The 15952-nt window shown below is 70.5% G+C and carries 14 protein-coding genes; 7 read left to right on the forward strand and 7 right to left on the reverse strand.

Features of this window, described 5'->3' with window-relative positions; genetic code table 11:
• From kdpB to ACFVAE_RS08875, 4 genes are read left to right on the forward strand one after another with little or no spacing between them, the layout of a single operon-like run.
• Positions 1–2151 carry a potassium-transporting ATPase subunit KdpB gene (gene kdpB / locus ACFVAE_RS08860; protein WP_378890684.1) on the forward strand — a complete coding sequence of 717 codons (2151 nt, stop codon included), beginning with the start codon at positions 1–3 and terminating at the stop codon, positions 2149–2151.
• 12 nt (positions 2152–2163) lie between these two features.
• The gene (kdpC, locus tag ACFVAE_RS08865) at positions 2164–2775 is read left to right on the forward strand and encodes a potassium-transporting ATPase subunit KdpC (RefSeq protein ID WP_378890687.1); all 612 of its coding nucleotides are present in this window, start codon (positions 2164–2166) and stop codon (positions 2773–2775) included.
• Positions 2772–5381, forward strand: a complete 2610-nt coding sequence (locus ACFVAE_RS08870) for a DUF4118 domain-containing protein (RefSeq protein WP_378890690.1) — start codon at positions 2772–2774, stop codon at positions 5379–5381. Before kdpC ends, ACFVAE_RS08870 begins: the two co-directional genes overlap by 4 nt.
• Entirely contained in the window at positions 5378–6049 is a 672-nt protein-coding gene (locus ACFVAE_RS08875) for a response regulator (RefSeq protein WP_378890693.1), read from the forward strand. Before ACFVAE_RS08870 ends, ACFVAE_RS08875 begins: the two co-directional genes overlap by 4 nt.
• A 9-nt stretch (positions 6050–6058) precedes the next feature.
• Here ACFVAE_RS08875 and ACFVAE_RS08880 read toward each other — a convergent pair whose 3' ends face one another.
• The gene (locus tag ACFVAE_RS08880; protein ID WP_378890695.1) at positions 6059–6733 is read right to left on the reverse strand and encodes an NADPH-dependent F420 reductase; all 675 of its coding nucleotides are present in this window, start codon (positions 6731–6733) and stop codon (positions 6059–6061) included.
• A 69-nt stretch (positions 6734–6802) separates the two neighbouring features.
• Between ACFVAE_RS08880 and ACFVAE_RS08885 the strand changes: the two genes are divergently transcribed.
• The gene (locus tag ACFVAE_RS08885; protein WP_378890697.1) at positions 6803–7402 is read left to right on the forward strand and encodes an NADPH-dependent FMN reductase; all 600 of its coding nucleotides are present in this window, start codon (positions 6803–6805) and stop codon (positions 7400–7402) included.
• Positions 7403–7479: 77 nt separating this feature from the next.
• On the opposite strand, the gene ACFVAE_RS08890 is transcribed toward ACFVAE_RS08885, so the two are convergent.
• Together ACFVAE_RS08890 and ACFVAE_RS08895 are read right to left on the reverse strand one after the other, a co-directional pair.
• Complete coding sequence (locus tag ACFVAE_RS08890; RefSeq protein WP_378890700.1) at positions 7480–7698, reverse strand: hypothetical protein; 219 nt, start codon at positions 7696–7698, stop codon at positions 7480–7482.
• 72 nt (positions 7699–7770) lie between these two features.
• On the reverse strand, positions 7771–8193 hold the full coding sequence (locus ACFVAE_RS08895; protein ID WP_378893536.1) for an Hsp20/alpha crystallin family protein: 423 nt from the start codon (positions 8191–8193) through the stop codon (positions 7771–7773).
• A gap of 128 nt (positions 8194–8321) precedes the next feature.
• Here ACFVAE_RS08895 and ACFVAE_RS08900 point away from each other — a divergent pair, with 128 nt between their 5' ends.
• Both ACFVAE_RS08900 and ACFVAE_RS08905 read left to right on the forward strand, forming a co-directional pair.
• The gene (locus ACFVAE_RS08900) at positions 8322–8618 is read left to right on the forward strand and encodes a MerR family transcriptional regulator (RefSeq protein WP_378890702.1); all 297 of its coding nucleotides are present in this window, start codon (positions 8322–8324) and stop codon (positions 8616–8618) included.
• A gap of 37 nt (positions 8619–8655) precedes the next feature.
• On the forward strand, positions 8656–9276 hold the full coding sequence (locus tag ACFVAE_RS08905; protein WP_378890704.1) for a GNAT family N-acetyltransferase: 621 nt from the start codon (positions 8656–8658) through the stop codon (positions 9274–9276).
• Here ACFVAE_RS08905 and ACFVAE_RS08910 read toward each other — a convergent pair.
• The 4 genes from ACFVAE_RS08910 to ACFVAE_RS08925 form a co-directional block, all read right to left on the reverse strand.
• Entirely contained in the window at positions 9227–11305 is a 2079-nt protein-coding gene (locus ACFVAE_RS08910) for a copper-translocating P-type ATPase (RefSeq protein WP_378893539.1), read from the reverse strand. The two genes, ACFVAE_RS08905 and ACFVAE_RS08910, sit on opposite strands and share 50 nt — an antisense overlap.
• Before the next feature lie 175 nt (positions 11306–11480).
• Positions 11481–13835, reverse strand: a complete 2355-nt coding sequence (locus ACFVAE_RS08915; protein WP_378890706.1) for a heavy metal translocating P-type ATPase — start codon at positions 13833–13835, stop codon at positions 11481–11483.
• A gap of 34 nt (positions 13836–13869) precedes the next feature.
• Entirely contained in the window at positions 13870–14079 is a 210-nt protein-coding gene (locus ACFVAE_RS08920; protein ID WP_378857983.1) for a heavy-metal-associated domain-containing protein, read from the reverse strand.
• A gap of 113 nt (positions 14080–14192) precedes the next feature.
• The gene (locus tag ACFVAE_RS08925) at positions 14193–15941 is read right to left on the reverse strand and encodes an FAD-binding protein (RefSeq protein WP_378890708.1); all 1749 of its coding nucleotides are present in this window, start codon (positions 15939–15941) and stop codon (positions 14193–14195) included.
• Between the last annotated feature and the right edge of the window lie 11 nt (positions 15942–15952).

Here is a 15952-nt window from a genome sequence, read left to right on the forward strand (position 1 = left end):
ATGACCCTCACCGAAAGCTCCCCGGCAGACACCACCCCGGATCCTGAGCACCCTTCGTCTCGCTTCGCTCGCTCAGGATCCGCGACAGGCCCGCGCGCCTTCGGCACCGCGCAGCTGATCGCGGCCGTGCCCGGCGCGCTGCGACGGCTCAACCCCGCGCGGCTGCTGCGCAACCCCGTGATCCTGCTGGTCTGGGCGGGCGCCGCGTTCACGACGGTCCTCGCGATCGCCGAGCCCCTGCTCGGGACGTCCGATCCCGGCGTCCCCGCCGGGTTCACCTGGGCGATCGCCGGCTGGCTGTGGTTGACCGTGCTGTTCGCCAACCTCGCCGAGTCGGTCGCCGAGGGCCGCGGCAAGGCGCAGGCCGCGAGCCTGCGGAAGACCCGCACGATGACCACGGCGCGGCGAGTGGCTTCCGGCGATCCGTTGGACGCGGTCACCGAGGAGGTCGCCTCCTCCGACCTGCGACTCGGCGACATCGTGATCGTCACGGCCGGCGAGCTGATCCCGGGCGACGGTGACATCGTGGCCGGCATCGCGACGGTCGACGAGTCGGCCATCACGGGTGAGAGCGCCCCCGTCATCCGCGAGTCCGGCGGCGACCGCAGCGCCGTCACCGGCGGCACTCGGGTGCTCTCGGACCGCATCGTCGTGCGGATCACCTCAAAGCCCGGCGAGACGTTCGTCGACCGGATGATCGCCCTCGTCGAGGGCGCGAACCGGCAGCGCACGCCCAACGAGATCGCCCTGAACATCCTCCTCGCGAGCCTGTCGATCGTGTTCGTGCTCGTCGTGCTGGCGCTGAACCCGCTCGCCGGGTACGTCGCGTCACCGGTCGGCATCCCCGTGTTGATCGCCCTGCTGGTCTGCCTGATCCCGACGACGATCGGCGCGCTTCTCAGTGCGATCGGCATCGCCGGCATGGACCGGCTGGTGCAGCGCAACGTGCTCGCGATGTCGGGCCGTGCGGTCGAAGCCGCCGGCGACGTGTCGACCCTGCTGCTCGACAAGACCGGCACCATCACCTACGGCAACCGCCGCGCCGACGACGTGCGCCCCGTCACCGGAACGGATGCCGCGGAGCTGCTGCGCGCCGCCGCGCTGTCGTCGCTCGCCGACCCGACGCCGGAGGGCGCCTCGATCGTGGAGCTGGCCTCGGCGCGCGGCATCCGGGTCTCCTCCCCCGAGGGAGCCGTGGCGGTGCCGTTCACCGCCCAGACCCGGATGAGCGGCATCGATCTGCCCGACGGGACGATGATCCGCAAGGGCGCCGGCTCCGCCATCCGCGCCTGGCTCGAATCCCTGGGATCGGATGCCGGAGGCGCAGCCGACGAGGCGACCCGATTCGCCGACGAGATCGCCGCCTCCGGCGGAACGCCCCTCGTGGTGGCCGTGGCAGTGGACGGCACCGCCCGCATCCTCGGGGTCGTGCACCTCAAGGACATCGTCAAGGACGGCCTGCGCGAACGGTTCGACGAGCTGCGCGCGATGGGCATCCGCACCGTCATGATCACCGGCGACAACCCGCTGACCGCAGCCGCGATCGCGAAGGAGGCCGGCGTCGACGACTACCTCGCCGAGGCGACACCCGAGGACAAGCTCGCCCTGATCCGTCGTGAGCAGGAGGGCGGCCGGATGGTCGCGATGACCGGTGACGGCACGAACGACGCGCCGGCACTCGCGCAGGCCGATGTCGGCGTCGCGATGAACACCGGCACCTCGGCGGCGAAGGAGGCCGGCAACATGGTCGACCTCGACTCCGACCCGACGAAGCTCATCGACATCGTGCGCATCGGCAAGCAGCTGCTGATCACGCGCGGGGCGCTCACCACGTTCTCGCTGGCCAACGACATCGCGAAGTACTTCGCGATCATCCCTGCCATGTTCATGGTCGCCTTCCCCGGGCTGGGCGTGTTGAACATCATGCAGCTGCACTCCCCGGCATCCGCTGTTCTCAGCGCGATCGTCTTCAACGCGATCGTGATCGTGTTCCTCATCCCGCTCGCCCTGCGCGGCGTGAAATACCGCCCGGCGAGCGCGGATCGGATGCTGCAGCGCAACCTGCTGATCTACGGCGTCGGCGGTGTGATCGCGCCGTTCCTCGGCATCAAGCTCATCGACCTCGTCGTGAGCCTCATCCCCGGCTTCTGAAAAGGACAGACCATGTCGAACCTCCGCACCACCCTCCGCAGCACCGGGGTCGCTGTTCGCGCCGTCCTGGTGATGACGCTGCTGCTCGGCGTCGTGTACCCGCTCGTCGTGACCGGCATCGGCCAGGTCGCGTTCCCCTGGCAGTCGAACGGCTCCGTCATCACCGAGAACGGCAAGGCCGTGGGCAGCTCGCTGTTGGGGCAGTCCTTCAGCGATGAGAAGGGGAACCCCCTGCCGCAGTACTTCCAGCCTCGCCCGTCCGCTGGCGGCTACGATCCGACGGCCTCCGGCGGCAGCAACCTCGGGCCGTCCAATCCCGAGCTGGTGAAGCAGATCGAGCAGCGCCGCGCCGAGGTCGCCGCATTCAACGGCGTAGCGCCCTCGCAGGTCCCCGCCGATGCACTGACCGCCTCGTCATCCGGACTCGACTCCCAGATCAGTCCCGCGTACGCCCTGCTGCAGGTGCGGCGGGTGGCCGAGGCACGCGACATGCGCGAGGATGACGTGCGAGCGATCGTCGAATCGCACATCCAGGGGCCGGACCTCGGCTTCCTCGGGGAGGAGCGGGTGAACGTGCTGGAGCTGAATCTTGCCCTCGACGCGGCATCCGGGGCATCCCGATGACGCGAGGGCGACTGCGCGTGCTGCTCGGCGCCGCTCCCGGCGTCGGCAAGACGTTCGAGATGCTCGCCGAGGGGCACCGCCTGGTCGCCTCGGGGCAGGACGTCGTGGTCGCCATCGTCGAGACGCACGGCCGCACCGCCACGGCGGCGCAGCTGATCGGCCTCGAGCAGGTGCCGCTGCGCACCGTGCAGCACCGCGAGGTGGAGCTGCACGAGGTCGACCTCGAGGCCGTACTCACCCGCGCACCGCAGGTCGCCCTGGTCGACGAGCTCGCGCACACGAATGCGCCGGGGTCGCCGCACGAGAAGCGCTGGCAGGACGTCGAGGCCATGCTGGACGCCGGCATCGACGTGATCACCACGGTCAACGTGCAGCACATCGAGTCGCTGAACGGCGTCGTCGAGAAGATCACCGGCGTCGCCCAGCAGGAGACCGTGCCCGATGCGGTGGTGCGCGCCGCCGACGACGTCGAGGTGGTCGACCTCGCGCCGCAGTCGCTGCGTGACCGGCTGTCGGCCGGGTACGTGTATCCCGCCGAGCGGGTGGATGCCGCGCTGTCGAACTACTTCCGGCTCGGCAACCTCACGGCGCTGCGCGAGCTGGCGCTGCTGTGGCTGGCCGACGAGGTCGACTCGGCGCTGCGCACCTACCGCGTCGAGCACGGCATCGACAGCGCCTGGCAGACCAGGGAGCGCGTGGTCGTCGCCCTCACCGGCGGGCCGGAGGGCGAGACCCTGCTGCGCCGCGGTGCGCGGATCGCCGCCCGGACCGCCGGCGGCGAGCTGATGGCTGTGCACGTGCTCGCGCAGGACGGCCTGCGCGGCGGTGCGCCCGGTGCCCTGGCCGCGCAGCAGCGCCTGGTGGTCTCCCTCGGCGGCAGCTATCACCAGGTCGTCGGCGACGACGTGCCGAGCACGCTGGTCGAGTTCGCGCAGTCGGCGGATGCCACGCAGCTGGTCATCGGCGTGAGCCGCCGCGGCCGGCTCGCCGCGGCGCTGACCGGACCCGGCATCGGCGCGGAGGTGATCCGCCGGTCGGGCGACATCGACGTGCACATCGTCAGCCATGCCGCCGCGGGTGGCCACCCCGGGCTTCCGCGCATCACCGGCGGGGCGCTCGGCTGGCGGCGGCAGCTGCTCGGGCTGGCGATCGCACTTGTCGGCGGGCCGCTGCTGTCCTGGACGCTGTTCACGCTGCGTTCGCCGGCATCGATCACCTCGGACGTGCTGGCGTACCAGCTGCTCGTGGTCGTGGTCGCGCTGGTGGGCGGGCTGCGTCCTGCCCTGTTCGCGGCAGTGCTCTCAGGCCTGACACTGGACTTCCTCTTCGTCGAACCGCTGTTCACGGTCACCATCGCCGACCCGCTGCACGCCCTCGCGCTCGTGCTGTACGTCGTGATCGCGGTGCTCGTGAGCATCGTGGTGGACCAGGCCGCGCGGCGGGCGCGTGCCGCGCAGCGGGCATCCGCCGAGGCCGAGCTGCTCGCCGGCGTCGCCGGCAACGTGCTGCGCGGCGAAAGCGCTCCGCTGGCCCTCGTCAGTCGCGCCAGGGAGGCGTTCGGATTCAGCGGAGTGCGGCTGCTCGACAACGAGGGCGCGGTGATCGCGACCGACGGCGAGCCCGTCCCGGACGCCGCCCCCGAGATCGTGCGCGTCGGCGACCGCGCGACACTCGAGCTGTACGGGTCCGCGCTGGACGCCCCGGCGCGCAGGCTGCTGGACGCGATCGTGGCGCAGCTCTCGGCGGCGATCGAGCACGCCGACCTCGCCGCGACGGCACGCCGCGCCGACGTGCTCACCGAAACGGACCGGGTGCGCAGCGCACTGCTCTCGGCGATCAGCCACGACCTGCGCCGACCGCTCGCCGCCGCGATGGCAGCCGTCGGCGGGCTGCGGCAGGCGGATGCCGTCGGCCGATCGTCGACCGGGACGGCCGGTATCCTGTCCCCCGCCGACCGCTCGGCTCTGCTCGAGACCGCCGACGAGAGCCTCGGAACCCTTTCGAAGCTCGTCACCGACCTGCTCGACGTGAGCCGGGTGGAGGCCGGGGTGCTCGCCGTCTCGCTGGCTCCGGTCGACGGGGCCGGAGCCGTGCTCGCTGCCCTCGACGAACTGGGCCTCGGCCCCGACGAGGTGGAGCTCGGCCTGGACCCCGACCTCCCGCCGCTGCAGGCCGACGCCGTGCTGCTGCAGCGCGTGCTCGTGAATGTGCTGGCCAATGCGAACCGGCACTCCCCGGCGGGCGAACGGGTGCTCGTGACCACGAGCCGCCTGGGCGCGACGGCCGAGATCCGCGTCGTCGACCGCGGCGTCGGCGTGCCGGCCGACCGTCAGCAGACCATGTTCGCCCCGTTCCAGCGCGAGGGCGACAGCGACAACACGATCGGCCTCGGCCTCGGCCTGGCGCTGTCGCGCGGATTCACGGACGGCATGGGCGGTAGCCTGACCCCCGAGGACACCCCCGGAGGAGGGCTCACGATGGTGATCGCGCTGCCCGTGGCCATGGATCCTGAGCGCCCTTCGTCTCGCTCCGCTCGCTCAGGACCCGCGGGAGACGAAGGGCGCTCAGGAACCGCGAGAGACGAAGGGCCGGAGGCATCCTCATGAAGCTGCTCATCGCCGACGACGACCCGCAGCTGGTGCGTGCCCTGCGCATCACGCTCGCCGCGCACGGCTACGACGTCGTCGCCGCACCCGACGGTGCCGCCGCGATCCAGCTCGCCGCGCAGGCGCATCCCGACATCGTGCTGCTCGATCTGGGCATGCCGCACCTCGACGGGGTCGAGGTGATCCATGCGCTGCGCGGCTGGTCGAACGTGCCGATCCTCGTGGTCTCCGGGCGCACCGGGTCGGCCGACAAGGTCGATGCGCTCGACGCCGGGGCCGACGACTACGTCACCAAGCCGTTCCAGATCGACGAGCTGCTGGCACGCCTGCGCGCGCTGTCGCGTCGCGCCGCTCCGGCATCCGGGGAGTCCACGGTCGCCTTCGGCGACGTCGTCGTCGACCTGGTCGCGAAGTCGGTGACCCGCGCCGGCGCACACGTGCACCTGACGCCGACGGAGTGGCGGATGCTGGAGCATCTGTCCCGGCATCCCGGTGCCCTCGTGACGCGGCAGGAGCTGCTGCGCGAGTTGTGGGGCACCGAGCAGGTCGCCGACACCGGCTACCTGCGGCTGTACATGTCGCAGCTGCGCCGCAAGCTCGAGGCCGATCCGTCGAATCCCGTGCACCTGCTCACCGAGCAGGGGATGGGCTACCGCCTGATGGTCTGACGCGGACCGTCAGCCGTCGGCGCGGACGCGGGCGACGCGGATACCGCGCTGGGATGTCGGAAAGCGCTCGAGCATCGCGCGCAGCTCCGCGGCGTCGACGTCGGCTCCGAACGCCTCGGCGCCGGGCTCGAGCATGATCCCCGCGCTCAGCGGCCCCGCCACGACCGGGTCGAAGCCGAGTGCGTCGACCAGCTGCGCGACCGTCTCGAGGTCGGCGGGATCGTCGCCGGCGATCGCGATCGCCTTGCGATCGGCAGAACCGGATGCCCGGGCGTCGTCCTCCAGGTCGTGATAGCCCATGTGGCTCAAGGCCTTCACCACCCGAGCATCCGGGAGATACGCCTGCACGGTCTCGCTTGTCGTGGTGCGAAGGTCATCGAACTCGGGACGGATGCCGTCCGATCCCCACCAGTAGTTCATCGCGTCGATCACGAGCTTTCCGCGCAGAGCATCCGCCGGGATCGTGCGGTACTTGCCGAGCGGAAGCGCGAGGATCACCGCATCCGCCTGCTCGGCGACCTCGCGCGCGGTGAGCGGCACAACTCCCACGCCGTGGGCGGAGGATCGGATCAGTGCGGGATCGCCCGACCCGGCCAGAAGCACGCGGATGCCGGCATCCGAAGCGAGCCGCGCGAGCACCAGACCGACCCGCCCGGCACCGAGGATTCCGAGCGTGCCGATCATGCCTCGATCGTATTGCCGCGGCCGGGCGTCGGGAGTAGACCTGGAAGCCCAGTGAGAACGGAGCAGCCCATGTCCTACCGCATCGGATACCTCATCGGAAGCCTCGCGAGCGACTCGATCAACCGCGTCCTGTCTCAGGCGCTGGTGAAGCTCGCGCCGGACGATCTCGACATGGTCGAGATCCCGATCCGCGATCTGCCGATGTACAACCGCGACGACGAGTACAGCCCGACGCCTGCGGTCACGGCGTTCAAGGACGCGCTGGCGAGCGCCGACGGGCTGCTGTTCATCTCGCCGGAGTACAACCGCTCCATCCCGGGGGCGCTGAAGAACGCGATCGACGTCGGGTCCCGCCCGTGGGGGCAGAACTCCTTCGCCCGCAAGCCCGTCGGCATCATCGGCGCCTCGGCCGGTTCGATCGGCACCGCGGTCATGCAGTCGTCGATGCGCGGCGTGCTGAGCTTCCTCGACGCCCCGCAGCTGAACGCGCCGGAGGCGTACATCCACTTCAACCCGGAGATCTACGGCGCCGACGGCACGGTCTCGGACGAGAGCACCGCGCAGTTCCTCGCGCACTACATGTCGGAGTACTCGGCTTTCGTCGCCCGCGTGCTCTCCAGCGCGCTGCCCGGTCACATGGGCGACGCGGATCCGGAGGTCATGCACTGAGGAGGCGATGAGCGGCCGGGCGCACGGCAATGGGTGCCGGCTGCGGGGGCGGATGACGAGTCCGCCCCCGCAGTCCGTCAGGCGGCGACGGGTTCTGCGGCCTCGTCGACTCGTGGGGCCAGCGCCGCGCGCACCAGGAGGCGTCCGTCGTAGCGCTGTTCGGGGAGTCGGCCGAGCCGCGCCCTGTCTTCGGCCGCGAGTCCGGCACGGATCCCCTCGCGGATGAGGTCATCCTTCATCGCGGGGAACTCCATCGTCGTCAGGAAGCGATCGAGTGCGGGGGTGAGGGTGTTCATCGTGTGGTCCTTCCTTGATGGGTGTTCGGATGGCGAGCGGTGGGGCGCGCCGGCGCGCCCCACCGCCCTTCGTCAGGCTTCGATCTCCTGGCGGCGGTCCGTCTGCTCGACGGCGATCTTCCTCGGCTTCGCGCGATCGCTCACCGGAATGATGATCGACAGGACCCCTGTCTCGTAGGAGGCGCTGATCCCGTCGACATCGACGCCATCGCCGAGCGTGAACTGCCGGAGGAACGATCCACCCGTGCGCTCGCGGGAGATCCAGCGCACTCCCTCACCGCTGTCGGAGGTGCGCTGCGCACGGATCGACAACTGGGAGCCATCGACATCGACATCGATGGACCCGGGGTCGATGCCGGGCAGATCCGCATGGAGCACGTATCGGTCGCCGTCACGGAAGAGATCCACCGGCATGAACCGGGGTGTGCGCGCCGTGTCGAGCACGCTCGCGGCGAAGCGATCGAGCTGGCTGATCGGATCGAAGGTCATTCCCATGATTTCTCCTCTCTTGCGGCCCATGTGGGCTGGTGATGTATGGTGCAGATAATCTGCACTTCTGGATGTAGATTTGTTATAGATCAACTCGACAACATTCGCAACCGGCACCCAGGGAAATTTCAGAGATGGCAGAACGCACCTCCCGCACCCCGCTGTACGGCATCGCAGTCGCCGCACAGCTCGTCGACATGCCGGAGGCCACTCTTCGCCTGTTCGAGCAGAAGGGCCTCCTCGAGCCCTTCCGCAGCGACGGCGGCACCCGCCGGTACAGCGACGACGACATCGCCCGTCTGCGCCGCGCCGGCCGGCTGCGTGACGAGGGCATGAACATCACCGGCATCGGGCGCATCCTCGCCCTCGAGGACGAGAACGCCGACCTGCGCGAGGAGCTCGCCGCCGAACGCGAGGAACGGAATGGGTGATGCACCGCTCGCACCTCACCCGGGCTAGCCTGGGCCGATGAGCGACGTCTGGCCGATCCGCACTCCCCGCCTCGAGATCCGTCCCTGTACGACCGACGACCTCGACGCGATGTGGGAGTACTGGCAGCTGCCCGAGGTGAACCGGCTGCTCGGCAGGGCGCCCGGCACGCACGAGGCGTTCGTCGAGACCTTCTCCGCCCCGGACCGACTGGCGGTGACGTACGCGATCGACCTGCTCCCCGGTGAGGAGCAGGAGCTCCCCGTACTCATCGGCGACGTGATGGTGCGCATCGAGGACGGCTGGGCGCAGGCGGAGGTGACCGATCAGGCGAAGGACGTGCAGGCCGAGCTGGGCTGGGTGCTGCATCCCGACCACGCGGGCAAGGGCTACGCGACCGAGGCGATCCGCGCCGTGATCGACGTCTGCTTCGGGCCGCTCGGGCTGCGCCGCGTGCACGCCGGATGCTTCGCCGCCAACGAGCCGTCCTGGCGCCTGATGGAGCGCCTCGGGATGCGCCGTGAGGAGTTCAGCCGCAAGACCGCGCTGCACCGCTCCGGCGAGTGGATGGACGGGCTGAGCTACGGGCTGCTCGCCGAGGAGTGGCCGGTCACTGGTGCCGGGGCCGCAGGTCCAGCCGCCGCAGCGACTGCGCGTTGAGCGCCACGACGATCGTGGACAGGCTCATCAGCACCGCACCGACCGACATCGGCATCACGAACCCGATCGGCGCGAGCACGCCGGCCGCGAGCGGCACCGAGATCAGGTTGTAGCCGGCCGCCCACCACAGGTTCTGCTTCATCTTGCGGTAGCTGGCCCGCGAGAGCTCGATGACCGAGAGCACGGAACGAGGGTCGGCGGAGGCCAGGATGACGCCCGCCGAGGCGATCGCGACATCCGTTCCGGCGCCGATCGCGATGCCGACATCCGCCTGGGCGAGCGCCGGAGCGTCGTTGACGCCGTCGCCGACCATCGCGACCTTCTTGCCTTCGCGCTGCAGCTCGGCGACCTTGGCGGACTTGTCCTCCGGTCGCACACCTGCGAACACGCGCTCGATGCCCAGCTCGGACGCCACGGAGCGTGCGACTGCCTCGGCATCGCCGGTGATCATGACCACCTCGACGCCCTTCGCGCGCAGCGCCTCGACGGCCTCACGCGACTCGGAGCGGATCTCGTCCGCGAGCTTCAGCCCGCCGATCACCTGACCGTCGCGCACGACGTGCAGGATGATCGCGCCGTCGGCGCGCCAGTCCGCGGCATCCGGAACCTCCTCCGCACCGACCTCGTCGAGCAGACGCGGTCCGCCGACGCGCACCTCGTGCCCCTCGACCGTCGCGGTCACGCCGACGGCCGGCGACGAGGCGAAGCCGGTCGCGGTGGCCACGTCGAGGGCGGATGCCGCGCGCACGATCGCCTTCGCGAGCGGGTGCTCGCTGTCGGACTCGGCGGATGCCGCGAGCGCCAGCACCTGGTCGGAGGTCCACTCCCCGACCGGCGCGATGCCGGTGACGGTGGGCTCGCCCTTGGTGAGCGTTCCGGTCTTGTCGAACAGCACCGCGTCGATGTCGCGCATGCTCTCCAGCGCCAGGCGGTCCTTGACGAGCACGCCGGCGCGAGCCGCCCGCTCGGTGGCGATCGAGACGACCAGCGGGATGGCCAGGCCCAGCGCATGGGGGCAGGCGATCACGAGCACCGTGATGGTGCGGATGACGGCCTCGTCCGGCAGTCCGATGAACGACCAGACGATCGCGGTGATCGCCGCGGCGCCGAGCGCGAACCAGAACAGCCAGGCGGCGGCCCGGTCGGCCAAGCGCTGCGCGTGCGAGCTGGACGCCTGTGCGTCGGCGACGAGCTTGCGGATGCCTGCCAGCGCGGTGTCGTCGCCGGTGGCGGTGACCTCGACCCGCAGACCGGAGTCGGTGGCGACGGTTCCGGCGGTGACGGAGTCGCCGGTGCCGCGGGAGACCGTACGGGACTCGCCGGTGAGCATGGACTCGTCCATGTCGGCGCGGCCGTCGACGATCTTCCCGTCGGCCGGGATGCTGCCGCCGGGGCGCACGATCACGACGTCGCCGACGCGGAGGTCGGACGGGTTGACCACGGTGCCGTCCGCGAGCTCGGCCTCGTCGGGCAGCAGCGCGGCGAGCGAGTCGAGCGCAGAGCTGGTCTGCGCGAGCGAGCGCATCTCGAGCCAGTGCCCGAGAAGCATGATGACGATCAGCAGCGCCAGCTCCCACCAGAACTCGAGCTCGTGGTGCAGGAGACCGAGGCTCGCGCCCCAGGATGCCAGGAAGGCGACGGTGATCGCGAGGGCGATCAACAGCATCATCCCCGGCTTGCGCGCCTTGAGCTCGGAGACGGCGCCGGTGAGGAACGGCCGGCCACCCCAGACGTACATCACGGTTCCCAGCACGGGAGCGACCCATCGCGCCCACCCCGGGACCTCGTAGCCCAGGATCATCGCGAACATCGGCGACAGCGCGACCACTGGGACGGCGATGATCAGGTTGATCCAGAACAGCCGCCGGAACTGTCCGACGTGATCGCCGTGGCCTCCGTGACCCGCGTGAGCGTCGTGACCCGCGTGAGCGTCGTGACCCGCGTGAGCGTCGTGACCCGCGTGAGCGTCGTGACCCGCGTGAGCGTCGTGACCCGCGTGGGCGTCGTGCCCGTCGTGCCCGGCGTGCATGTCATGCCCGGAGTGGTCCTCCTGCGCATGCTGAGACCGTTTCGTCTCGCTCGTTCCTCGCTCGCTCAACGACCCGGTGGCGTGGCCCTCGTGCTTGTCCATGTTCACGACAACGAACATACCCCCCTGGGGTATTCCCTGACAAGGGTTCCCAGAGGGGTATGGCGTGAGTCGCTCAGCGGAATCGGCGCAGCCGCAGACTGTTCCCCACCACGAAGACGCTCGAGAAGGCCATCGCCGCGCCCGCGATCATCGGGTTCAGCAGTCCCAGCGCCGCGAGCGGGATCGCCGCGGTGTTGTACGCGAAGGCCCAGAACAGGTTGCCCTTGATCGTGCCGAGCGTCCGCCGCGACAGGCGGATCGCGTCCGCCGCCGCGCGCAGGTCGCCGCGGACGAGGGTGATGTCGGATGCCTCGATCGCGACATCCGTACCGGTGCCCATCGCCATGCCGAGGTCGGCCTGCGCGAGCGCCGGAGCGTCGTTGACGCCGTCGCCGACCATCGCGACGATCCTCCCCTCGCCCTGCAGGCGGGCGACGACCGAGAGCTTCTCGGCCGGCAGCACCTCGGCGATCACTTCAGAGATGCCCACCTGCGCGGCGATGTGTCGCGCGGCCGCCTCGTTGTCACCGGTGAGCAGGATGGGCGTCAGCCCCAGCTTCACGAAGGAGGCCACCGCCTCGGCCGAGGTCTCCTTCACCCGATCCGACACGACGATCACGCCGCGCGCCGCACCGTCCCAGGCCACGAGCACCGCGGTCTGACCGGATGCCTCGGCCTGCGCCTTCGCGTCCAGCAGATCCTGCGACGGGTGCACGGCCCAGTCCTCGAGCAGCGACAGTCGTCCGACGAGCACCGCGTGCCCGTCGACGACGCCGGTGACGCCGCGTCCTTCCACGTTCTGGAACGACTCGACCTCGGAGAGCTGGCGCCCCTGGTCAACTGAGAGCGTTTCGTCTCGCGGGTCCGCGGTTCCTGAGCGCCCTTCGTCTCGCGGGTCCGCGGTTCCTGAGCGAGCGGAGGGAGACGAAGGGCGCTCAGGGGCCGGAACCGGTGAGGCCACCGCAGCCTTCGCGATCGCCTGGGCGATCGGGTGCTCACTGGCGTCCTCGACCGCGCCGGCCAGGCGCAGCAGCTGCGCAGCATCCGTGCCGCCTGCGGGGATGACGGATGCCACAGACATGCGCCCTTCGGTCACAGTGCCGGTCTTGTCGAGCACGATCGTGTCGACGCGGCGGGTGGACTCGAGCACCTCGGGTCCCTTGATGAGGATGCCGAGCTGCGCGCCGCGCCCGGTGCCGACCAGCAGCGCGGTCGGGGTCGCGAGACCCAGCGCGCAGGGGCAGGCGATGATCAGTACGGCGACGGCGGCGGTGAACGCCATGCTCCAGTCGCCCGAGATCAGGGCCCAGGCGACCAGCGTCACCAGGGCGATGCCGATGACGATCGGCACGAAGACGCCGGAGATGCGGTCGGCCAGGCGCTGCACCTCGGCCTTGCCGGACTGCGCCTCCTCGACGAGCTTCGCCATCTGTGCGAGCTGGGTGTCGGAGCCGACCCGGGTGGCACGCACCACCAGGCGCCCGCCGGCGTTCACGGTGGCGCCGGTGACGGCATCCCCTGGCCCCACCTCGACCGGCACGGATTCACCGGTGATCATCGACGCGTCGACCGCGGATGTGCCGGTCGACACCACGCCGTCGGCGGCGACCTTCTCCCCCGGGCGCACCACGAACTCGTCGCCGACCCGGAGGTCCTCGATCGGGATGCGGGCCTCGATGCCGCCACGGAGCACCGCGACGTCCTTCGCGCCGAGCTCGAGCAGTGCGCGGAGCGCCGCCCCCGCCTGCCGCTTGGCGCGCTTCTCGAAGTAGCGGCCCGCGAGCACGAAGGTGGTCACGCCCGCGGCGACCTCGAGGTAGATGTTGCCCGCACCATCCGTGGGCGCGACCGTCCACGAGAACCCGTGCGTCATGCCCGGCATGCCGGCGGTCCCGAGGAACAGCGCGTACAGCGACCACAGGAACGCGGCCGAGGTGCCCAGGCTGATCAGCGTGTCCATCGTGGCCGCGCCGTGCCGCAGGTTCACCCAGGCCGCACGGTGGAACGGCCAGGCGCCCCACACGATCACCGGCGCGGCGAGGGCGAGCGACGCCCACTGCCAGTAGGTGAACTGCAGAGCCGGAATCATCGCCAGCAGGATGACCGGCACACTCAGCACGGCCGAGCCGATCAGGCGCTGCCGCAACGAGCGCAGCTCGGGATCCTCGACATCCACCCCGTCATCTGCGCGCTCCTTCTTGGCCGCCGGCACCTGCGCCGTGTACCCGGCGTTCTCGACCTCGGCGATGAGCACCGCCGGGTCGAGAGCGCCGTCGACGCTGACCTGAGCCTTCTCGGTCGCGTAGTTGACCGTGGCGGTGACGCCGTCGAGCTTGTTGAGCTTCTTCTCGATGCGCATCGCACAGGACGCACACGTCATCCCGCCGATGGCGAGTTCGATGCGGTTCTCTGCTGCTGCGGTGCTCATGTTCCGAATGCTCCGGTCTCGATGGTGGTGGGTGTCAGGCGGCGACGGCCGCGTAGCCGGCCTCGTCGACTGCGGCGATCACGGCGGCCGCATCGACGGATGCCGCAGAGGTGACGATGAGCTTTCCCGTCTGCGCGCTCACGTCGACGCCCTCGACGCCGGCGACCTGCTGGACCTCCTTGCGGACGGACATCTCGCAGTGTCCGCAGGTCATCCCGGTCACCTGGAACTCGGTCGTGGTCATGGTTCGCACCTTTCTGTTACTGACTCCAGAGTACCCCCCTGGGGTACCGTCTCACCAGGATACAAGAAGATACCCCCCTGGGGTATTCCCAGGGGGGTATCGACCAGCGGAGCTCACTCCACGAGCTTGCCCTCCACCGCATCCGACGCCGACGCCTCGGCCAGCGCACGGAACGATTCCGGCGCGTCCGGGAGCGGCTCGAACTCGACGCCGCCGCCCGGCGTCCAGATCATGTTGCCGCGCAGCGCCGGGTCGGTCTCCGGGAAGTCGGCGCGGTTGTGGCATCCACGGGTCTCGCGACGCTCGATCGCCGACTCCAGGGTGGCGCGCGCGGCAAGAAGCGAGCCGAGCAGATCGAAGGCGTGCGCCAGATCGTCGAAGCCGGCGATGTCCGGGTGCGCGGTGACGTTCTTCGCGCGCTCCTCGAGGACGGCGAGCTCGGCGAGGCCCTCGCGCAGCGACTCCTCGGTGCGGATGACACCGGCGTGCTCGGTCATCAGATCGCGCACCGCGCGCTGCAGCCGGCGCGGCGTCTCGGTTCCGGTGCTGCGCAGGAAGCCCTCCAGCTCGGCGCGCGCCTCGGCGACCGCCTCGGGATCACGACGCACCTCGGTGCGACCGCGCACGTACTCGGCCGCGGTCTCGCCGGTGATCCGGCCGTAGACCATCAGCTCGATGAGCGAGTTGCCGCCCAGGCGATTGGCGCCGTGCAGCCCGCTGGACGCCTCGCCGATCGCGTACAGACCCTCGACACCGGTGCCGTGGTCCTCGGGCCGCACCCACACGCCGCCCATCGAGTAGTGCGCGGTGGGCGCCACCTCCATGGGCTGCTCGGTGATGTCGAGCATCTGCAGATCGATCATCGCGCGGTACAGCCGCGGCAGCTTCTCGAGGACCTGCTCTCGCGGCAGATGCGAGACGTCCAGCCAGACGCCGCCCTTCTCGGTGCCGCGCCCCTCGGCGATCTCGGTGTAGTTCGCAAGCGCGACGCGGTCACGGGTCGACAGCTCCATGCGCTCGGGATCATAACGCTCCATGAACCGCTCGCCCTGCGCGTTGGTGAGGATGCCGCCCTCGCCGCGCGCCGCCTCGGAGACGAGCGTGCCCGCGGCGTCGTCCGGTTCGAGCAGCCCGGAGGGGTGGAACTGCACGAGCTCGGCGTCGCGGATGCGCGCTCCGGCCAGCGCCGCCAGCCGGAACGAGTCGCCGGTGTTCTCGTCGCGCCGCGACGAGGTGTACCGCCAGATGCGGGTGTGCCCACCGGCGGCGAGAATCACCGCGTCGGCATGGATGACGATCGGCGTGCCGTCGACGATGTCGAAGCCGTAGGCGCCGAACACCGTGCCGTCCGCCGTGAGGATGCGGGTGATGTAGACGGTGTCGATGATCGGCACCGCGAGCTCGGCCGCGCGACGCACCAGCGTGCGCTGGATCTCGAGACCGGTGTAGTCGCCGGCGTAGGCGGTGCGGCGATACGTGTGCGCACCGAAGAAGCGCTGGCTGATGCGGCCGTCGGCCTCGCGCGCGAAGGGCATGCCCCACCGCTCGAGGTCCTCGACGCCGCGGGCCGCGTTCCGCGCGACGACCTCGACGATCTCGGGGTCGGCGAGGAAGTACGACTCGCGCAGAGTGTCGGCGGCGTGCTGCTGCCAGGAGTCCTCGGGATCCATGGTGCCCAGAGCCGCGTTGATGCCGCCGGCCGCGAGAGTGGTGTGCGCGTCGTGCTTGCGGCGCTTGCCGACGGCGAGCACCTGGATGCCGCGCTCGGCGAGTTCGATCGACGCGCGGAGGCCGGCACCGCCGGTGCCGATGACGAGCACGGAAGTTGTGAGATGACGTTCTGCATGCGGGGAGGAGAGCATGCGTTCCACGC

The organism is Microbacterium sp. NPDC057659, assembly GCF_042799915.1.
Lineage (GTDB): Bacteria > Actinomycetota > Actinomycetes > Actinomycetales > Microbacteriaceae > Microbacterium.

Bases quoted from the DNA above. Each gene is read 5' to 3' on its own strand.
- kdpC (WP_378890687.1), top strand. From the start codon at position 2,164: ATGTCGAACCTCCGCACCACCCTCCGCAGCACCGGGGTCGCTGTTCGC.
- ACFVAE_RS08920 (WP_378857983.1), bottom strand. From the start codon at position 14,079: ATGACCACGACCGAGTTCCAGGTGACCGGGATGACCTGCGGACACTGC.
- ACFVAE_RS08870 (WP_378890690.1), top strand. From the start codon at position 2,772: ATGACGCGAGGGCGACTGCGCGTGCTGCTCGGCGCCGCTCCCGGCGTC.
- ACFVAE_RS08880 (WP_378890695.1), bottom strand. From the start codon at position 6,733: ATGATCGGCACGCTCGGAATCCTCGGTGCCGGGCGGGTCGGTCTGGTG.
- ACFVAE_RS08900 (WP_378890702.1), top strand. From the start codon at position 8,322: ATGGCAGAACGCACCTCCCGCACCCCGCTGTACGGCATCGCAGTCGCC.
- ACFVAE_RS08875 (WP_378890693.1), top strand. From the start codon at position 5,378: ATGAAGCTGCTCATCGCCGACGACGACCCGCAGCTGGTGCGTGCCCTG.
- ACFVAE_RS08895 (WP_378893536.1), bottom strand. From the start codon at position 8,193: ATGGGAATGACCTTCGATCCGATCAGCCAGCTCGATCGCTTCGCCGCG.
- ACFVAE_RS08925 (WP_378890708.1), bottom strand. From the start codon at position 15,941: ATGCTCTCCTCCCCGCATGCAGAACGTCATCTCACAACTTCCGTGCTC.
- ACFVAE_RS08910 (WP_378893539.1), bottom strand. From the start codon at position 11,305: ATGCACGCCGGGCACGACGGGCACGACGCCCACGCGGGTCACGACGCT.
- ACFVAE_RS08905 (WP_378890704.1), top strand. From the start codon at position 8,656: ATGAGCGACGTCTGGCCGATCCGCACTCCCCGCCTCGAGATCCGTCCC.
- ACFVAE_RS08885 (WP_378890697.1), top strand. From the start codon at position 6,803: ATGTCCTACCGCATCGGATACCTCATCGGAAGCCTCGCGAGCGACTCG.
- ACFVAE_RS08890 (WP_378890700.1), bottom strand. From the start codon at position 7,698: ATGAACACCCTCACCCCCGCACTCGATCGCTTCCTGACGACGATGGAG.
- kdpB (WP_378890684.1), top strand. From the start codon at position 1: ATGACCCTCACCGAAAGCTCCCCGGCAGACACCACCCCGGATCCTGAG.
- ACFVAE_RS08915 (WP_378890706.1), bottom strand. From the start codon at position 13,835: ATGAGCACCGCAGCAGCAGAGAACCGCATCGAACTCGCCATCGGCGGG.